General features: G+C 66.3%; 14 protein-coding genes. 6 read left to right on the top strand and 8 right to left on the bottom strand.

The features are described 5' to 3' along the window. Window positions 1–192: 192 nt before the first annotated feature. On the bottom strand, window positions 193–1092 hold the full coding sequence (locus C8C92_RS23515; RefSeq protein WP_116745383.1) for a phasin family protein: 900 nt from the start codon (window positions 1090–1092) through the stop codon (window positions 193–195). A 380-nt stretch (window positions 1093–1472) separates the two neighbouring features. Here C8C92_RS23515 and C8C92_RS23510 point away from each other — a divergent pair, with 380 nt between their 5' ends. The 6 genes from C8C92_RS23510 (at window position 1473) to C8C92_RS23485 (ending at window position 9277) form a co-directional block, all read left to right on the top strand. Next, complete coding sequence (locus tag C8C92_RS23510) at window positions 1473–2747, top strand: amidohydrolase family protein (RefSeq protein WP_116745382.1); 1275 nt, start codon at window positions 1473–1475, stop codon at window positions 2745–2747. Between the two features lie 36 nt (window positions 2748–2783). Next, window positions 2784–3302 carry a GNAT family N-acetyltransferase gene (locus C8C92_RS23505; protein WP_116745381.1) on the top strand — a complete coding sequence of 173 codons (519 nt, stop codon included), beginning with the start codon at window positions 2784–2786 and terminating at the stop codon, window positions 3300–3302. Next, window positions 3299–3844, top strand: coding sequence for a GNAT family N-acetyltransferase (locus tag C8C92_RS23500; RefSeq protein WP_243420336.1), 546 nt, complete (start codon window positions 3299–3301; stop codon window positions 3842–3844). Before C8C92_RS23505 ends, C8C92_RS23500 begins: the two co-directional genes overlap by 4 nt. Window positions 3845–3978: 134 nt before the next feature. Beyond that, entirely contained in the window at window positions 3979–5454 is a 1476-nt protein-coding gene (gene xylB, locus C8C92_RS23495) for a xylulokinase (RefSeq protein WP_116745380.1), read from the top strand. Between the two features lie 226 nt (window positions 5455–5680). After that, window positions 5681–7294 carry a methyl-accepting chemotaxis protein gene (locus C8C92_RS23490; protein WP_099762372.1) on the top strand — a complete coding sequence of 538 codons (1614 nt, stop codon included), beginning with the start codon at window positions 5681–5683 and terminating at the stop codon, window positions 7292–7294. A gap of 168 nt (window positions 7295–7462) precedes the next feature. Next, entirely contained in the window at window positions 7463–9277 is a 1815-nt protein-coding gene (locus C8C92_RS23485; RefSeq protein WP_116745379.1) for an EAL domain-containing protein, read from the top strand. On the opposite strand, the gene C8C92_RS23480 is transcribed toward C8C92_RS23485, so the two are convergent. The 7 genes from C8C92_RS23480 to C8C92_RS23450 all read right to left on the bottom strand — a co-directional run bounded on the left by C8C92_RS23480 (window position 9268) and on the right by C8C92_RS23450 (window position 16337). Beyond that, window positions 9268–11718, bottom strand: a complete 2451-nt coding sequence (locus tag C8C92_RS23480) for a TonB-dependent receptor (RefSeq protein WP_116745378.1) — start codon at window positions 11716–11718, stop codon at window positions 9268–9270. The two genes, C8C92_RS23485 and C8C92_RS23480, sit on opposite strands and share 10 nt — an antisense overlap. Window positions 11719–11797: 79 nt before the next feature. Continuing rightward, window positions 11798–12781 carry a FecR domain-containing protein gene (locus C8C92_RS23475; RefSeq protein ID WP_116745377.1) on the bottom strand — a complete coding sequence of 328 codons (984 nt, stop codon included), beginning with the start codon at window positions 12779–12781 and terminating at the stop codon, window positions 11798–11800. Continuing rightward, window positions 12748–13275 (bottom strand): sigma-70 family RNA polymerase sigma factor, encoded by a 528-nt coding sequence (locus C8C92_RS23470; RefSeq protein ID WP_347708478.1) that lies wholly within the window; start codon window positions 13273–13275, stop codon window positions 12748–12750. The genes C8C92_RS23475 and C8C92_RS23470 overlap by 34 nt, the downstream gene beginning before the upstream one ends. A gap of 5 nt (window positions 13276–13280) precedes the next feature. Continuing rightward, complete coding sequence (locus tag C8C92_RS23465; RefSeq protein WP_099762376.1) at window positions 13281–13634, bottom strand: DUF3325 domain-containing protein; 354 nt, start codon at window positions 13632–13634, stop codon at window positions 13281–13283. Then, window positions 13634–15256, bottom strand: coding sequence for a PepSY-associated TM helix domain-containing protein (locus C8C92_RS23460; protein ID WP_116745376.1), 1623 nt, complete (start codon window positions 15254–15256; stop codon window positions 13634–13636). Before C8C92_RS23460 ends, C8C92_RS23465 begins: the two co-directional genes overlap by 1 nt. Beyond that, the gene (locus C8C92_RS23455) at window positions 15253–15588 is read right to left on the bottom strand and encodes a DUF3649 domain-containing protein (RefSeq protein WP_116745375.1); all 336 of its coding nucleotides are present in this window, start codon (window positions 15586–15588) and stop codon (window positions 15253–15255) included. The genes C8C92_RS23460 and C8C92_RS23455 overlap by 4 nt, the downstream gene beginning before the upstream one ends. Before the next feature lie 2 nt (window positions 15589–15590). After that, entirely contained in the window at window positions 15591–16337 is a 747-nt protein-coding gene (locus tag C8C92_RS23450; RefSeq protein ID WP_243420335.1) for a DUF4198 domain-containing protein, read from the bottom strand. Window position 16338 lies beyond the last annotated feature (1 nt).

Genomic DNA, 16338 nt, shown 5'->3' with positions numbered 1-16338 from the left:
TGTGGGCGGGCACGCAAAAAACGGGCCGTAGCCCGTTGTTTTGCTGCGTCAGTACCGTGCGCGCGGCTTGCAACGCGTAACAAAACCGTAGCGAGCGGAAGGAAGTTGTGGCCGAGAAGCGCAACTGTACGAAGGTACAGTGAGCATCGCAGGCCGCAAATTACGACGCGCAGTAGGTTTTGATAGGCGTTCTTATTTGCGGCCGCTGCCTTTGCCGTTGCCCAGCATGTCGAGCTGTTTCGATGGCGCGCCCTTGGGTGCTGCCTTGGCCACCGGCTTGGCGGCCGGCGCAGGAGCGTGCTTCACGGCAACCTTGGCCACGGTCTTGCCGGCGGCGCTGGCCGGCTTGGCGACTTGTTTGCTGGAAGGAAATGGTTTCGCGGCAGGCTTGACTGGCGCTGGCGCGGCGGTTTTTACTGGCGCGGCGGCGGCGGGTACAGGTGCGGGTGCGGGCTTGGCCACTGGCTTGGCTTCGACGGTTTTCACGGCGGGCTTGTCGGCGACCTTCTCGGCAACCTTGGCCGGTGCTGCCGCTGGCTTGGCTGCCGGCGCTGCAACAGGGGCGGGTGCTGCCTTGGCGGCAGGCTTGGCCACTTCGACCGGCTTGGCTGGCGCAGGCTTGGCGGCGGGCGCAGGTGCTGCTGCCACTGGCGACGGTGCCGGTGCGGCGGCCGGCTTGGGCGCAGGCGCCGCAGTAGCAGGTACAGCAGCCAGCGCCGGCTTGGCCGCTGCCGGGGCAGGGACGGCAGCAGGTGCGGCGGCATCGAGGCGGGCCTTGGCCGAGGCCAGCAATTCCGCCTGGGTGCTCGAGGCGATGCCGAACAGCTGGCGGCTATACGCCAGCACGCTTTCGATATTCGGTTGCGCCTGGCTGGTACTGTAGCTGAAGAAGTCGCGCGGGTCTTGCGTTGCCAGCAGGTGCTGCGCCGTCTCTGCCGTGTGCGACAGGGCGGCCTTGCCTGCGTTCAGGTTCAGGGCGATGATTTTCTCGGCGCTTTCGAAGACTTTGCTGGTCAGGGTGCTGAAGATTTGCAGCTGGCTTTCCAGTTGCGACTTGGCGGCGCTGGAAATGTGTTCTGGAAGCGGAAACATATTTACTCCTTTGTACGGATTAAAATGCTGGCAAAACGCTCTGCAAAATCCCGAAAACCAGAGTTGGCCGCGTTTTGTAAAGTGGGTAGCGTGCTGAACAGCTAGTCATGGACTTTTTATGATGCAACGCAATATGAATATTCTAGCGGTGATTCGAGTTAGTTGAAAGTTATTTTATTCAGGCCGTGTGGCGTGTCTTTGCCCCAATTCACGTGCCTGGCAGCATTTGTGGGAAGTTTGCGCACGCGCAAGGTGTTGTCAGCGAATCTATGGCCAGGTTTTTGCCAGCGAGTATATTCGTGCACTGCAACATCCTTGTGCGAGAAGATGGCAATGCAATGGAAGCAACAAATACCGTAGTCAACCGAAGGAGTGTCCGCATGGACTTAGTCATCCGCAATGCCAGCCTGCCCGACGGGCGCCGCGCCATCGATATCGCCATCGAGGACGGCCGCATCGCCGCCGTCGGCCCCGCCTTGCCCGTGCAGGGCGCGCAAGAGATCGACGCCGCCGGCGACCTGGTCACGCCGCCGTTCGTCGACGCCCACTTCCACATGGACGCCACGCTCAGCTACGGCTTGCCGCGCGTGAATGCCTCCGGCACCCTGCTCGAAGGCATCGCCCTGTGGGGCGAGCTGAAACCGCAGCTGACGCAGGACGCCCTGGTGCAACGCGCCTTGCAGTATTGCGACTGGGCCGTGGCGCGCGGATTGCTGGCTATCCGCTCGCACGTCGATATCTGCGACCCGCGCCTGCTGGCCGTGGAAGCGCTGCTCGACGTCAAGCGGCAAGTGGCGCCGTATCTCGACCTGCAACTGGTGGCGTTCCCGCAGGACGGCATCTTGCGCAGTCCCGGCGCCTTCGACAATTTAAAGCGCGCGATTGCCATGGGCGTCGACGTGGTGGGCGGCATTCCGCATTTCGAGCGCACCATGGCAGACGGCGCCGAATCGGTGCGCCTGCTGTGCGAATTCGCCTGCGAGCGGGGCCTGATGGTCGACATGCATTGCGATGAGTCGGATGACCCGCTGTCGCGCCACATCGAAACCCTGGCCTTCCACAGCCAGCGCCTTGGCATGCAGGGCAGGGTGACGGGCTCGCACCTGACGTCCATGCATTCGATGGACAATTATTATGTGAGCAAGCTGCTGCCGCTGATCCGCGAGGCGGGCGTGGCGGCGATTGCCAACCCCCTCATCAACATCACCCTGCAGGCGCGCCACGACACGTATCCGAAGCGGCGCGGCATGACGCGCGTGCCCGAGATGCTGGCCGCCGGCATTCCCGTCGCCTTTGGCCACGACTGCGTGATGGACCCGTGGTACAGCCTCGGCTCGGGCGACATGCTGGAAGTGGCGCACATGGGACTGCACGTGGCGCAGATGACGGGCCAGCAAGCGATGCACGACTGCTTTTTGGCCGTGACCGAGACGCCGGCGCGCATCCTGGGCCTGGACGGCTATGGCATCGCGCCCGGCTGCCATGCGGACTTGCTGATCCTCGATTGCGGCTCCACGGTCGAAGCGCTGCGCCTGCGCGCGGCGCGGCGCCTGGTACTGCGGCGCGGGAAAATCGTCAGCGAGGCGCCGCGCGCGCAATCGCGCCTGCATTTGCCGGGCCGGCCCGAAACGGTCAATTTCCGCCTGGGGCGCTGATACAATCGGCCATCACTTGTTATCGGGAGCACCGCCTTGAAAGAAATTGATATCCGCCCGGCCCAGGAAGCCGACTTCGACGCCATGTGGCCGATTTTCCAGACCCTGGTGGCCGCTGGCGACACCTATACCTTACCGGCCGATACCACGCGTGAAGCGTGCCACGCCTACTGGTTCGGCCCCGGCGTGCAAAGCTATGTGGCCGTGATGGGCAGCGAGCGCTTGCTGGGCATGTACAAGCTGGTGGCGAACCAGCCGGGGCATGGATCGCACGTGGCCAATGCCTCATTCATGGTCGACCCGGCCGCGCAGGGCGTGGGCGTGGGGCGCATGATGGGCGTGCACTGCATGGAAGAAGCGCGCCGCGCGGGCTACCTGGCGATGCAGTTCAACTTCGTCGTCAGCACCAACCTGGGCGCCGTCACCCTGTGGAAAAAGCTGGGCTTTTCCATCGTCGCTACCCTGCCGCTGGCCTACCGCCACGCGCACCTGGGTTATGTCGACGCCTACGTGATGTACCAGTTGCTGACCGATCCGATGCAGTGGCCGGCATGAGCGGCGCCGTGACAGAATCGGTGATCGTCATCGAGACGCCCCGCCTGCGCCTGCGCACCTTCACACCCGCAGACGCGCCGTTCTACCTGGCACTGATCAATGAGCCGTCGTGGATCGCCAATATCGGCGACCGCAACATCCATACCGTGGATGCGGCGCGCGCGGCGCTGGAAGCCGGTCCGATCGCGCAGTTCCGCGAGCATGGCTATTGCTTTTACATTATCGAACGCCGCAGCGACGGCGTGGCCATCGGCATGGGTGGCATGATACGCCGCGACAGCCTGCCCGGTCCCGACATCGGCTACGCCATGCTGCCCGCCTACTGGGGCCAGGGTTATGCCTGGGAGGCGACGGCGGCCATCGTGCGGCATGCCCGGTACACGCTGCGCATCCCCACCCTGTACGGCATCACCTCGCCGCGGAACCAGGCGTCGATCAATCTGCTCAATAAACTGGGGCTGCGCTTCGAGCGGTTTACGCGCATGCCGCCATCGGGCAAGGATACGAATGTCTACCGCAAGGATTTTCGCCAGCATGGTTGAACGCGCTGGCTGGCGCGTATCGGCAAAGTGTGAAAAAGTATGCGGAAAGGCGTGCTGCTGGCGCCGCCGGGCGATTACCATAACGTGAAATCGCCGCCGTGCGCGGGCGCCCATCCACTTTTCATGGAACCATCGTGACCTATCTCGGTATCGATATCGGCACTTCCGAAGTCAAGGCCATCCTGACCGACGACGCGCAAACCATCCTCGCCAGCAGCGGCGTGACCCTGCGCGTGTCGAGCCCCCATCCCGGCTGGTCGGAGCAGAACCCGGAGGACTGGTGGCACGCCACGCTGGACGTGATCGCGGCCATCCGCAGCGCCCAGCCGGTGGCGTTTTCCGGCTTGCGCGGCATCGCGCTGTCGGGCCAGATGCATGGCGCCACGCTGCTCGACAAGCAGCAGCACGTGCTGCGCGCGGCCATTTTGTGGAACGATACGCGTGCCTTTGCCGAATGCGTGGAACTCGAAGCGCTGGTGCCCGAGTCGCGCGCCATCACGGGCAACCAGGCCATGCCCGGCTTCACGGCGCCCAAGCTGCTGTGGCTGCAAAAGTACGAGCCGTCGCTGTTTCGCGCCATCAGTAAAGTCTTGCTGCCCAAGGATTACGTGGCGCTGCGCCTGACGGGCGACTGCATCTCCGACATGTCCGACGCCTCCGGCACCCTGTGGCTGGACGTGGCCAAACGCGACTGGTCCGAGCGCATGCTGGCGGCCACCGGTTTGACGCGCGAGCACATGCCGCGCCTGGTCGAAGGCAGCCATGCCGCCGCGCAGGTGCGCCCGGCGCTGTGCCAGGAATGGGGCATCGCGCATGCGGTGGTGCTGGCCGGCGGCGCGGGCGACAATGCTGCCGCCGCCGTGGGCCTGGGCGTGGTGGAGCCGGGCGCCGGCCTGCTGTCGCTGGGCACCTCGGGCGTGCTGTTCGCCGGCAGCGATGGCTACGCACCCAATCCTGGCCAGGGCGTACACGCGTTCTGCCACTGCCTGCCCGGGCGCTGGCACCAGATGAGCGTGATCCTCAGCGCCGCGTCCAGCCTGAATTGGGTGGCGCGGCTGACGCAGTCGTCCGCCATCGGAGAGTTGGTGACGCTGGCCGAAGGCGTGGAAGCGCGCACGGCGCCGATCTTTTTGCCCTACCTGAGCGGCGAGCGCACGCCGCACAACGACGCCACGGCGCGCGGCGTGTTTTTTGGCCTGTCGACGGAACATGGGCGCGCCGAACTGGCCTACAGCGTGATGGAAGGCGTGGCCTTTGCCATGGCCGACGGCAATGCGGCCCTGCGCAGCGCCGGCACGCAGCTGGAAGAAGCGTCGTTCGTCGGTGGCGGTTCGCGCAGCCGCTTCTGGGCCCAGCTATGCGCGAATGCCTCGGGCCTGAACGTGCTGCGGCACGACCATGGCGTGGCTGGCGGCACCCTCGGTGCGGCGCGCCTGGCGCAGATGGCGGTGACGGGCTTGTCGCCCGCGCAGGTGTGCACGCGTCCGCCCGTGCAGGAAACGATCGCGCCGCAAGCGTGCGCCATGCTGGAAGAGCGGCTGGCGCGCTACCGGCGTTTGTACCCGCTGCTGCGCGAAGAGTTCGCGGGCGCGGCCGCGGCGGCGCGCTGAGGCGACCGGCAAGATTGCCGGCCCGACCATGCTGCGATCCCGGCAATATGGCCAGACAGTCAACCTTCCCGTGTAATTTGTTGTTTCTGTGTTGAAAGTGTTTCTCTAGCGAAAGCACTGCTTGGTTTTTCACGGGGTGCGCGGCATGATTTCCTCATTTGGTGGGAATTGGATAGTTTTGGTGGCGCCTTTGTTGCCATCCTGTTCTTACTGCCGGGAGAAATACATGCAACTCGCGAATCTGAAAATCTCCATCCGCCTGGGTCTGTTGGGCGCCTTCTTCTTTCTTGCGCTGGTGTTCGTTGGCGTGCGCGGCTGGAGTGCGCTCGATGCGGCCAGCGCACGCAGCGCCGAGGCCATGCAGCGCTCCGTGGCCCTGACGGAAGCGGTCGACGCGGCGCGCAGCGCGCAGGTGGAATTCAAGATCCAGGTGCAGGAATGGAAAAACATCCTGCTGCGCGGCGGCGATGCGGCCGCCTTCCGGCGCTACCGCGAAGCGTTTGTCGCCAGCGGCGCGCAGACGCGCAAGGAGTTGGCCGGCTTGCAGGCCATGATGGCCGCGTTGAAACTCGATACGGCGCCCGTGGCGCAAGCGCTGCAGGCGCACGACGCGCTGGGCGTGAGCTACCTGGCGGCGCTGCAGCAGTACGACGGCGCGCGCCCCGACAGCGCCCACACGGTCGATGCGCTGGTCAAGGGCATGGACCGCGAACCGACGCGCCAGATCGACGCCATCGTCGCCACTATCGGCAAGCAGTCGCACAGCCTGATGGCGCAGATGAAGGAGCAGGACGCCACCGCGCACCGCAGCGCCAGCATCGCCATGCTGGCCACCGTGCTGGTGACCCTGGTCGTCGGGTCTATCACCGTGTGGTGGCTGATCCGCAGTATCACGGTGCCGCTGGGTGCGGCCGTCGGCATCGCCCAGCAAGTGGCGGCCGGCGACTTGCGCGCCGTGGTGGCCGACAGCAGCCGCGATGAAATCGGCGACCTGCTGCGCGCCTTGAAGGCGATGAGCGGCAACCTGGCCGACATCGTGGGACGGGTGCGCGCCGGCACGGACGCCATCGCCACGGCGTCGGGCGAAATTGCCAACGGCAACATGGATCTGTCTTCGCGCACGGAGGAGCAGGCCAGCTCGCTGGAAGAAACGGCTGCAGCGATGACCGAGCTGACCTCCACCGTACGGCAGAATAACGACAACGCGGACCAGGCGCGCCAGCTGGCCGGCGGCGCGTCCGACGTGGCGCAGCGCGGTGGCGAGGCAGTGGCGCAGGTGGTGCAGACCATGAGCCATATCAATGCTTCGTCGAAGCGTATCGTCGACATCATCGCCGTCATCGACGGCATCGCCTTCCAGACGAATATCCTGGCCCTGAACGCGGCCGTGGAAGCGGCGCGCGCGGGCGAGCAGGGACGCGGCTTTGCCGTCGTGGCCACCGAAGTGCGCAGCCTGGCGCACAGGTCGGCCGCGGCGGCCATGGAAATCAAGCAGCTGATCGGCGAATCCGTGCGCACGGTGGAAGAGGGCAGCGTGCTGGCGGGCCAGGCGGGGCGCACGATGGACGATGTGGTCAGCAGCGTGCAGCGCGTGAACGCCATCATCGGCGAGATCGCCGTGGCCAGCGTGGAGCAGCGCGATGGCATCGAGCAGATCAGCATCGCCATCAGCCAGATGGATGGCGTGACGCAGCAGAATGCGGCCCTGGTGGAGCAGGCCGCCGCCGCCGCGGACGCGCTGCAGCAGCAGGCGGCCAGCCTGGCCGACGCCGTCAGCATCTTCAAACTGCACGCCGTTCCCGGCGTGGCCGCGCCGTCCCGGAGACTGTCGCTGACCTGACGCAGGCCCGCCCCGCGCCGCTTGATGCCAGTCAAGCGGCGTCCGATCAGGCAAATATCGCGCCGAAATTCTTATACTATTTCCTTTCCGCATGGATCTGCGCCCGGCCGCATGGCGCGCGTTGCAAAGGAAAACCATGTTCTTCACTTTCCGCCTGCCGGGTGATGCATGACGGCGCTGCTGCTGGCGCTGTGCCTGTCCCTGGCCGTGGTGCTCGCCGTGCTGCTGGCCTGCCAGTGGCAGGCGGCGCGCATGTGGCGCATGCGCCATGCGACGGGCGTGGTGCTGCAGGCGGCGCAGGCGCAGCGCATGGCAGATGCGCTGGCGCTGCTGCACGCGCTGCCGGCAGCCGTCGTCGGCACCGACCACGATGGCGTGGTGCAGTACATGAATCCCCGCGCCAGCAGCATGGGTGGCTTGCTGGGCGACGATGGCCTGGGCCAGCCTGTGACCGAGCTGCTGCCGCTGTTCCATGACGGCGCGCCCGTCGATGCGGCGCGCCAGGTGCGCGACTGCGTGGCGCGGCAAGAAGTGCTGGAAGTGGCGCGCGGCGCCGTGCTGCTGCGCCATCTCGATGGCAAGCGCATCGACGTGCAGTACAGCTGCGCGCCGCTGGCGCAGGGCGGCGCGGTGCTGCTGCTGCACGATGTATCGGCCCGCCGGCGCGCCGAGCAGCAGCTGGAATTCATCGCCCACCACGACGGCTTGACGGGGCTGCCGAACCGGCTGCATTTCCAGATCCGCTTTGAGCACGGCATCGCCTACGCGCGCCGTCACCAGGCTTTGCTGGCCGTGCTGTTCGTCGATATCGACCGTTTTAAATCCATCAACGACAGCCTGGGACACGACGTGGGCGACCAGGTGCTGACGGAGTTCGCACGCAGGGTGCAACAGTGCGTGCGCAAGGTCGACACGGTGGCGCGCCAGGGCGGCGATGAATTCATCATCCTGCTGACGGAACTGCGCACGGCGCACGATGCCGAGCGGGTGGCCGAAAAAATCGTCGCCGCCATCGCCGCCCCCTTCGTCATCGGCGAATACAGCCTGTCGGTGGCGGCCAGCGTGGGCGTGGCCCTGTACCCGGACGATGACGACGACGTCAATGCACTGATCGAAAAGGCCGACCTGGCCATGTATGCGGCCAAGCGCCACGCGCCAGGTACCTGCCTGCGCTACGCGCCGCGCATGCAGACGCAGTCGTATTCGCGCACCATCCTCGAGACAGCCCTGCGCCATGCGCTCGAACGCAACGAATTCGCCCTGTTCTACCAGCCGCGCATGGACCTGAAGACGCGCACGATCACGGGCGTGAAGGCGCTGCTGCGCTGGAAGCATCCGGAACTGGGACTGATGATGCCGCTCGACTTTTTACCGGTGCTGGAAGAAAGCGCCTTGATCCTGCCGGTGGGCGCCTGGGTGCTGGCCACGGCGGTGGAACAGGCACGCAGCTGGATCGCGCAGGGGCAGAGGCTGACGGTGTCCGTCAGCCTGTCGGCGCGCCAGTTCTACCAGCGCGATATCGCGCGCAATTTCGCCGCCGCGCTGGAGGCGGCCGGCGTGCCGGGGCATTGCATCGAGCTGGAAATCGCCGCCGGCATCCTGATCGACCACAACCAGAACTGCGAACTGATACTGCGCCAGTTCCGCCAGCTGGGCATGGCGATTGCCATCAGCGATTTCGGCACGGGCGACGCCTCGCTCACATACCTGAAACGCTTTCCCACGGATGCCGTGAAGATCGAAAAGTGCTTCGTCGACGACCTGGGCAAGCCCGGTGGCGACGGCGCCATGGTGCGCGCCATCGTGGCAATGGCGCGCACGCTCGGACTGCGCACCATTGCCGGCGGCGTGGAAAGCGGCGCGCAGCTGGAACTGCTCGCCGAGATGGGCTGCGACGAGGCGTTTGGCTACTACCTGGGCCGCGCCATGGCGCCCGAGGGCATCGAGGTGCTGCTCAAAAGTAGTGAAGTCATTCAGAACTGATAGCGCAGCGACAGCATGGCGTTGCGCGGATCGCCGTAGTAGCCGCCCATGCCCGTCGAGTAGTAGCGTTTGTCGAAGACGTTGTTGACGTTCAGGGTCGCCAGCAACTGCTTGCTGACCTGATACTGCGCCATCAGTCCCGCCACCGCATACGCTTTCTGCGTGAAGCGTTCGCCGTTCGGCCCGCGGTCATCCATGTAGATATTGCTCTGCCAGTTCACGCCGCCGCCCAGCACCAGGCCCGGCACGCCCTGCGCCAGGCGCCAGGTGCTCCACAGCTTGGCCATGGCTTGCGGCTGGTTGGTCTGGATGCGTGCGCCAGCCGCGTTGCGGATGCGGCTGTAGGCATAGCTGGCCGTCAGTTGCCAGTCGGGGCGCAGCTGGCCCGAGACTTCCGCCTCGACGCCGCGCGTGGTGGCGCCCTTGACCGTGTGATAGGCGTAGGAACCGCCGCCCGTGCCGATGATCCAGACATTGCCCGGATCGGCTTCGGCCAGGTTTTCCTGCTTCAGCTGGAAGACGGCGGCGCTGGTGGTGAGCTTGCCGCCGAAGAATTCGCCCTTGGCGCCCACTTCATAGTTCTTGCCTTCGAGCGGCGCCAGGAAGCGGCTGTTGACGTCGCGCTGGCTTTGCGGCGTGAAGATGCTGGTGTAGCTGGCGTAGGCCGACCAGTGCCGGCCCAGGTCGTAGACGAGGCCCGCATACGGCGTGATCTTGCCGTTTTCTCGCATCGCGTCGTACAGGTCCGCGTCATTGACATAGTCGCTGCGGATGTCGCGCTTCCAGTACGACAGGCGCGCGCCAATAATCACCGACAGCGCATCCGTCGGGCGCAGGCGCAGGGTCGAATACAGGCCGCTTTCCCGTTCCTTGTCGTATGAACTGCCCAGGCGCGTGCCGCTGTAGTCGGGCACCGGCATAGCGCCATTCCAGGCGTGGATATTTGGTACCGTGTAGTCATAGCCATCGAGGCGCCAGCTCGGATAGATGGGGCTGTTCGTCTTGAGTTCCGAGGCGCTCACGCCCAGCACCAGTTCATGCTGGCGGCCAAAGGCCTGGAACGGGCCGCTGACATAGGCGTCGAGCGAGGTCTGTTGCGGCTTGCTGTGCCAGTTGGCCAGCCACAGCCGCATGCCGCCGCCCGTCACGCGGTCAGGGTAGCCATTGCCGGAAAAGCCCTGCAAGGCGTCGTACTGGTTGCTGCTGCGGCTGACGGCCAGCTTGGCGATCCAGTCGTTGTCGAAATAGTGGTCGAGCGTGGCGAACAGCATGCTCTGTTCGCGCTCGTACGTGCTCCACGCGGCCGTGCCGTTCATCGAGCGGGGGAAGCGCGTCTGCGAGCCGTCGGCATAAAACATGGGGAAGTCGCGTCCTGCACCCTTGAGCTTTTCCTTCTGGTAGTTGATGCCGGCGCTGAGCACCGTCGATGGCGTCAGGTCCGCTTCGACGATGGCGTACAGCACGTCCTTTTTTTGCTGGTAGCGGTCGATGAACGAGCGCTGGTCTTCATGCGCGGCGACGACGCGCGCGCGCACCTTGCCGTCCGCCGTCAAGGGCGTCGAGACGTCGCCTTCGATGCGGTAGCGGTCCCATGATCCCAGTTGCGCGCCGGCCGTGGCGGCAAAGCTGCGACCCGGGCGCTTGCGCACCAGGTTGACGGCCGCCGACGGGCTGCCCGTGCCGCTGATCAGACCCGTCGCGCCGCGGATGATTTCGACCCTGTCATAGATGGCCATGTCGTAGGTGCGCGCTTCCAGGTTCTTGCTGGTCGGGATGCCGTCGAACATGTACGACGTCACTTCAAATCCCCGTGAAAACACCTGGTCGTATTCGCGCGTGCTCGACGAATGGTCGACCGTGATGCCGGGCGCCTGGACCAGCACGTCTTGCAAGGTACGCAAACCCTGGTCGTCGATCTGCTGGCGCGTGATGACGCTGACCGCCTGCGGCGTTTCCCGCAGCGACAGGTTCAAACGCGTGGCGCTGGTCAGGCCTGCGTAGCCGCGCTTGCCCTCCGTGGTGCCGTCGCGCAGGGCGCTGGAGCTGACGGCGACTTCACCCAGCGTGGCGGCGATCGGCGCGCCGGGCGATGCAGTGCCAGCCTTGCGCAGCACGTAGCTGCGCTCTCCGCTGGGCTGCGCTTCCAGGCCCGTGCCGGCCAGCAGGCGGGCCAGTGCTTGCTGCACCGTGTAGTTGCCGCTCAAGCCTGGCGTGCGCACGCCTTGCAGCAGTTCGGCAGCCGCGCCCACGCTCACTTTTGCTTCGATGGCAAAGCTGGCGATGGCGGCCGATAGCTCGCCCGGCGGCACGCTGAAACTGATTTGCGTGCTGGCTGGGGCGGTGGCGGAAGCTGCCGCCAGGGCCGGCGCTTGCGCCAGCGACAGCAGGATCACGGCGCTGCCGATGGCGCGCGCGAGGGGAGTCAAACGGGGTGGGTGCATGGTGTGGCCTTTCTGGTGGAGTGTCGTTGTCGTACTTACAGGACAGGCCATGCCGAAAAAAAGGGCCAACTTTTATAAACTATTTTTTGCGGGCCACGAGAGTGACCCAGTATTGGGTGCGGTACAGCACGTCGACGGGCAGCATGCGCGCCAGGCTGTCCAGCACGGCGTCCGTGTCGTCGAGCTGGAAGGCGCCTGACAGGCGCAAGCCCGCCACCTGCGGTTCCACGCGCAGCAGGCCGGGGCGGTAGCGTGACAGCTCCAAGGCGAAGGCGTCGAGGCGCATGTCCTGCGCCACCAGCATGCCGCGCGCCCAGGCATCGGCTTGCAGCGGCGCCGGCGCGGGCAGGCCAGCGTGGCTGGCGTCGAAGCGGCTTTGTTGTCCCGCCATGAGCGTGCGCACGGTGGCCGAGGGCGCGCGCGGCGTGATTTCCACCGCGTGTTCGAGCACTGTCACGCGGCTGCTATCGTCGTCGACGCGCACGCTGAAGCGCGTGCCCAGCGCGCGGATGCGGCCATGGCCGGTGGCGACGATGAAGGGGCGGCTGCCTGCGTGGTCGGGGTGCGTCTGTATCAGTACCTCGCCGCGGCGCAGCGTCAGCAAACGTTCATCGGCGCCATACGCCAGGTCGACGGCGCTGTCCGTGTTGAGCACCAGGGTGCCGCCATCGGGCAAGGACACCTCGCGCCGTTCGCCCACGCCGCTGCGGTAGTCGGCCAGCAGTTCATGGCGCACCAGCAGCCAGGCGGCGGGCGCCGCCATCAGCGCCAGCAGTACCTGCACTGCCACGCGGCGCTGCGGCCGGCGCAGCACGGGCGCGGCCAGCTCCGGCGGCAGCCGGCTGGCCGTTTGGCCAACCTGCTGCACCCTGCTCCAGGCGCGTGCATGTTCCGGGTCGCGCGCGCGCCATTGCGCCGACGCCGCCAAATCATCCTGTGTGGCCTGGCCCGATTGCTCCAGCAAATACCATTCGACGGCCTGGCGCGCCACCTTGCGTGACAGCGGAGGATATGGCGAAGCGGCCGCGCTCATGCCGGCAAGTCCGGCGCCAGCAGCACGCATTCGGTCAGCGCCTCGGCCATGTAGCGTTTCACGGAGCGTTCGCCGATGCCCAGCTGCGCGGCGATTTCCGCATACGTATAGCCTTCGATCTGCGCCAGGATGAAGACGGCGCGCACCTTCGGTTTCAAGCCATCAAGCATGGCATCGACCGCTTGCAGCGCCTGCAGGATTTGCGCGCGCTGCTCGACGGAGGGCTGGTACTGCTCTGGCTGCGCGGCCAGCGCATCGGCCCACGCGCGTTCCAGCGACTGGCGGCGTAAATGATTGATCAGCAAATGCTTGGCGACGGTGGCCAGGTAAGCCTTCGGCGCGCGCAGGGCCGGCGTTTGCGGCTGTGCGGGGACACTGACCAGCAGGCGGATGAAAGTGTCCTGCATCAGGTCGGCGGCATCAAAAGCATTGCCCAGGCGCCGCTGCAGCCAGTGCACCAGCCAGCCGTGGTGCGCGCGGTAGTGGCTTTCCAGCTGCGTGTGCAGCAGGGGTGGCATGGCCATGATCGTTACAGCACTGCCAGCGCGACGGCGGCCAGCATGGCCGCGCCGCCGATGACGCGCGCCAGGCGCATGGCCTGGTGCGGTGCATAGGGCAGCAGCCAGATCAGCAGCAAGCCGCAGCCCGTCAGGCTGCCGACCCAGTAGACGAGGCCATAGCCGCCGCCGGCGATGTGCATGGCCCAGGCCAGTCCGGCTGCCAGCGCCAGCCAGCCGGCCCACTGCAAACGACGGCGCAGCGGCGCCGGCGGTTCGGCGCCACGTCCGTGCAGGTCGGCGTAGTGGCGGTCCATGGCCAGGCACAGCGAAGACAGGCCCGCATAGCACAGGGCGAAGACGAGGAAATTGGCCAGCAGCTCCATTACGCGGCCTCCATCGTCGTTGCCGGCTTGGCGGCGGGTGTGGTTTTGGCCGCCTTCACGGGCAGCGGTTTTAACTTGTACGCCGCATACGCGAGGCTCAGGCCCAGCACCAGCACCACCAGGTCGAAGGCGGCCACCGCCACGGGGCCGCGGCCCAGGAACAGGGTCACGCCCAGGTGCGAATTGGTGGTGAAGACGTTCAGCACGGGCAATGACGCCAGCAGGAAGGCGCCCACGGCCAGCTGCATGCGCCACATGGCGCGCGAGGGGCGCAGCTGGGCGATGATGGCGGCCAGGGCCCAGGCGCCGAAGAAGCAGGCGATTTCTTCCTTCGAGCGCTCTTCCATCGTCACCGGCAGCAGGCGGTTGGCCCAGAAGTAGGCGCCGAAGGCGATCGGGATGCCGGCGATGGCGCCGATGTTGAGCGCTTCGACCAGGCGCAGGCCGAAGCTGGCGCGCTTGCCGGCGGCCAGTGCCTTGGCTTGCTTCTGGCGCGTCTTGACGGCCCACAGCAGGGCGCCCGTGGCGACCATGGCGCAGCCGGCCAGGCCGGAGAGGAAGAACAGCGCGCGCAGCAGCGGTCCGCCGAAATGCGCGACGTGCAGTCCGACCATCACGCCGTGCGTGGCGGCGGCGCCGGGCTGCGCGTCGCCATCGGTCGACAGCAGCTTGCCGCTGACGCCATCGAATTCCATCGACGGCTGCTTCGACGACATGTCGCGTCCGCCGGCGCGCGTGAGCGAAATGGTGGCGTTGACGTCGCCCGGGTGATTCACGGAGATGCGTTCGACCTTGCCGCCCCAGTGTTGTTCCGCCTGGCGCACGAGCGGTGCGATCGGCGTCAGCGGCGCGGCCACGCCGGCCGGCTTGCTGTCGCCCGAGCGGCCGGGAAACGCCTCGGCGAAGAAGGCATCCTGGTCGCCCTTGTAGGCGGCCGTGGCGCCGGACGGCATGTACAGGAACATCAGGGTGACCAGGCCCGTGTAGGTGATCATGATGTGGTAGGGCAGTGCCAGCACGGCCGTCACGTTGTGCGCGTCGAGCCACGAGCGCTGGCCCTTCTTCGGACGGAAGGTAAACAGGTCCTTGAAGATGCGCTTGTGCGTGACGATGCCGCTGATGATGGAGATGAACATGAACATGGCGCAGAAACCCACGATCCAGCGGCCCCAGATGGCCGACATGTAGTGCAGGTCGAAGTGCAGGCGGTAGAGGAATTCGCCGCCGCGCGTCTCGCGCGGCTTCGACAGTACCTCGCCCGTGGCCGGGTCGGCTTTTTCGCTATGAAAATTGCCGCGCCGTCCGCGTTTCTTTTCGCCGGGCTTCGATGGCTTGCTCCAGCCCAGTTGCGTGGACGGGCTGCGCTCGCCGGGCAGGCTGATGAACCAGCGCGTGGCGCCGTCTGCCCGTTCCTGCATCGCTTGTTGCGCGACCTTGGCCGCTTCCTCGGTGCTGACCTGGCTGGCGGCGGCGCCATGCAGTTCCGGCTGCATCCACAGCGTGATTTCATTGCGGTAGTAGCTGGCCGTGCCGGCGCAAAACACCAGCAGCAAGATCCAGCAGACGAGCAGGCCGGACCAGGTGTGCAGCCATGCCATCGACTGGCGGAAACCTTCTTTCATGCGAGACTCCAGGATAGTGCGTCCATCGACTGCAGGATGGCGGCGATGATGGCGGCCGGGATCGCGAGGCCCAGCCAGGCGCGCAGGGCGCTGCGCGTGGCGAAGACCCACAGCACGGCGCAGGTGTAGATGGCAAACGACAGCAGGGTGGCCGTCATGACGGCTTCGGAGCGGGCCATGGGCAGGCTCACCGACAGCAGCATGGTGACCAGCGCTGCCAGCACGTAGCCGCCGACGATGGCGGCCACGCTGCGCGAGGCCACGCCGAGGCGGTAGATCGCGCCGGCGGACAGGCGCAGGCGCGCGATTTTAATGATGGCTGGCGCTTGCATGCTCAGTCGTGATCCTTGCTGGGCGGCACGGCAGGGCCGGCCGGCAGCGGCGTCACGCCGTGCGGCTGCACCAGGCTCAGGGTGGTCACGAACATGGCCTTGTCATAGGCTTGCGCGCCGCGCTGGCCGGCCGTCTTGTCCGTGTGCTGCACTTCCAGCACATAGCTGCCCTTCCATGGCAGCGGGAAGCTGACCAGGCCTTGCGCATCGCTCCACGCTTCCTTGCCCCAGCCCGACTGCACCACGGCGTTGACCTTGGCCTGCGCCAGCGGCTTGCCCTGGTAGCTGACCTGGAACTGGCCTGGTTGGCCGGTTGGCACCAGGTCCAGGGTCAGCGCGGGCGCTTGCGCCTTGCCGTCGGCGACCAGGCGCGCGGCGGGAATCCACACGGTCCGCGTGCTCTTGCCATCCTTTTTCTCTTCCCAGGACGGGTAGTTGTCTTCCTCGACGATGATGCTTTCGCCGGCGCCCACCTTGCCATTCAGGATGAACGCGCCGGCCGTCTTGCTCGCCTGCAGTGGCTGCGCGCCCTTGGCCGAGATCCACGTCACCTTCTTGATGCTGAACTTGTCCAGCAAGCCGGGCGACGCTTCGCGCAGGTTGTCGCCAAATTCACCGAAGTACACGCTGGCTGCCTTGCCGTCCTGCTGCAGCCAGATCTGGTGCGCGCTGGCCGTGCCGGAAGCGAGGGCCGCGCCCAGCAGGGCGGTGGCGAGGACGCCGAGGCGCGCGATGGAAGTGAGGTGCATG

The organism is Janthinobacterium sp. 78 (assembly GCF_003096775.1).
Lineage (GTDB): Bacteria > Pseudomonadota > Gammaproteobacteria > Burkholderiales > Burkholderiaceae_D > Janthinobacterium > Janthinobacterium tructae.
The sequence above is the reverse complement of the archived record's forward strand: the minus strand, read 5'-3'. Positions and strand labels throughout refer to the sequence as shown.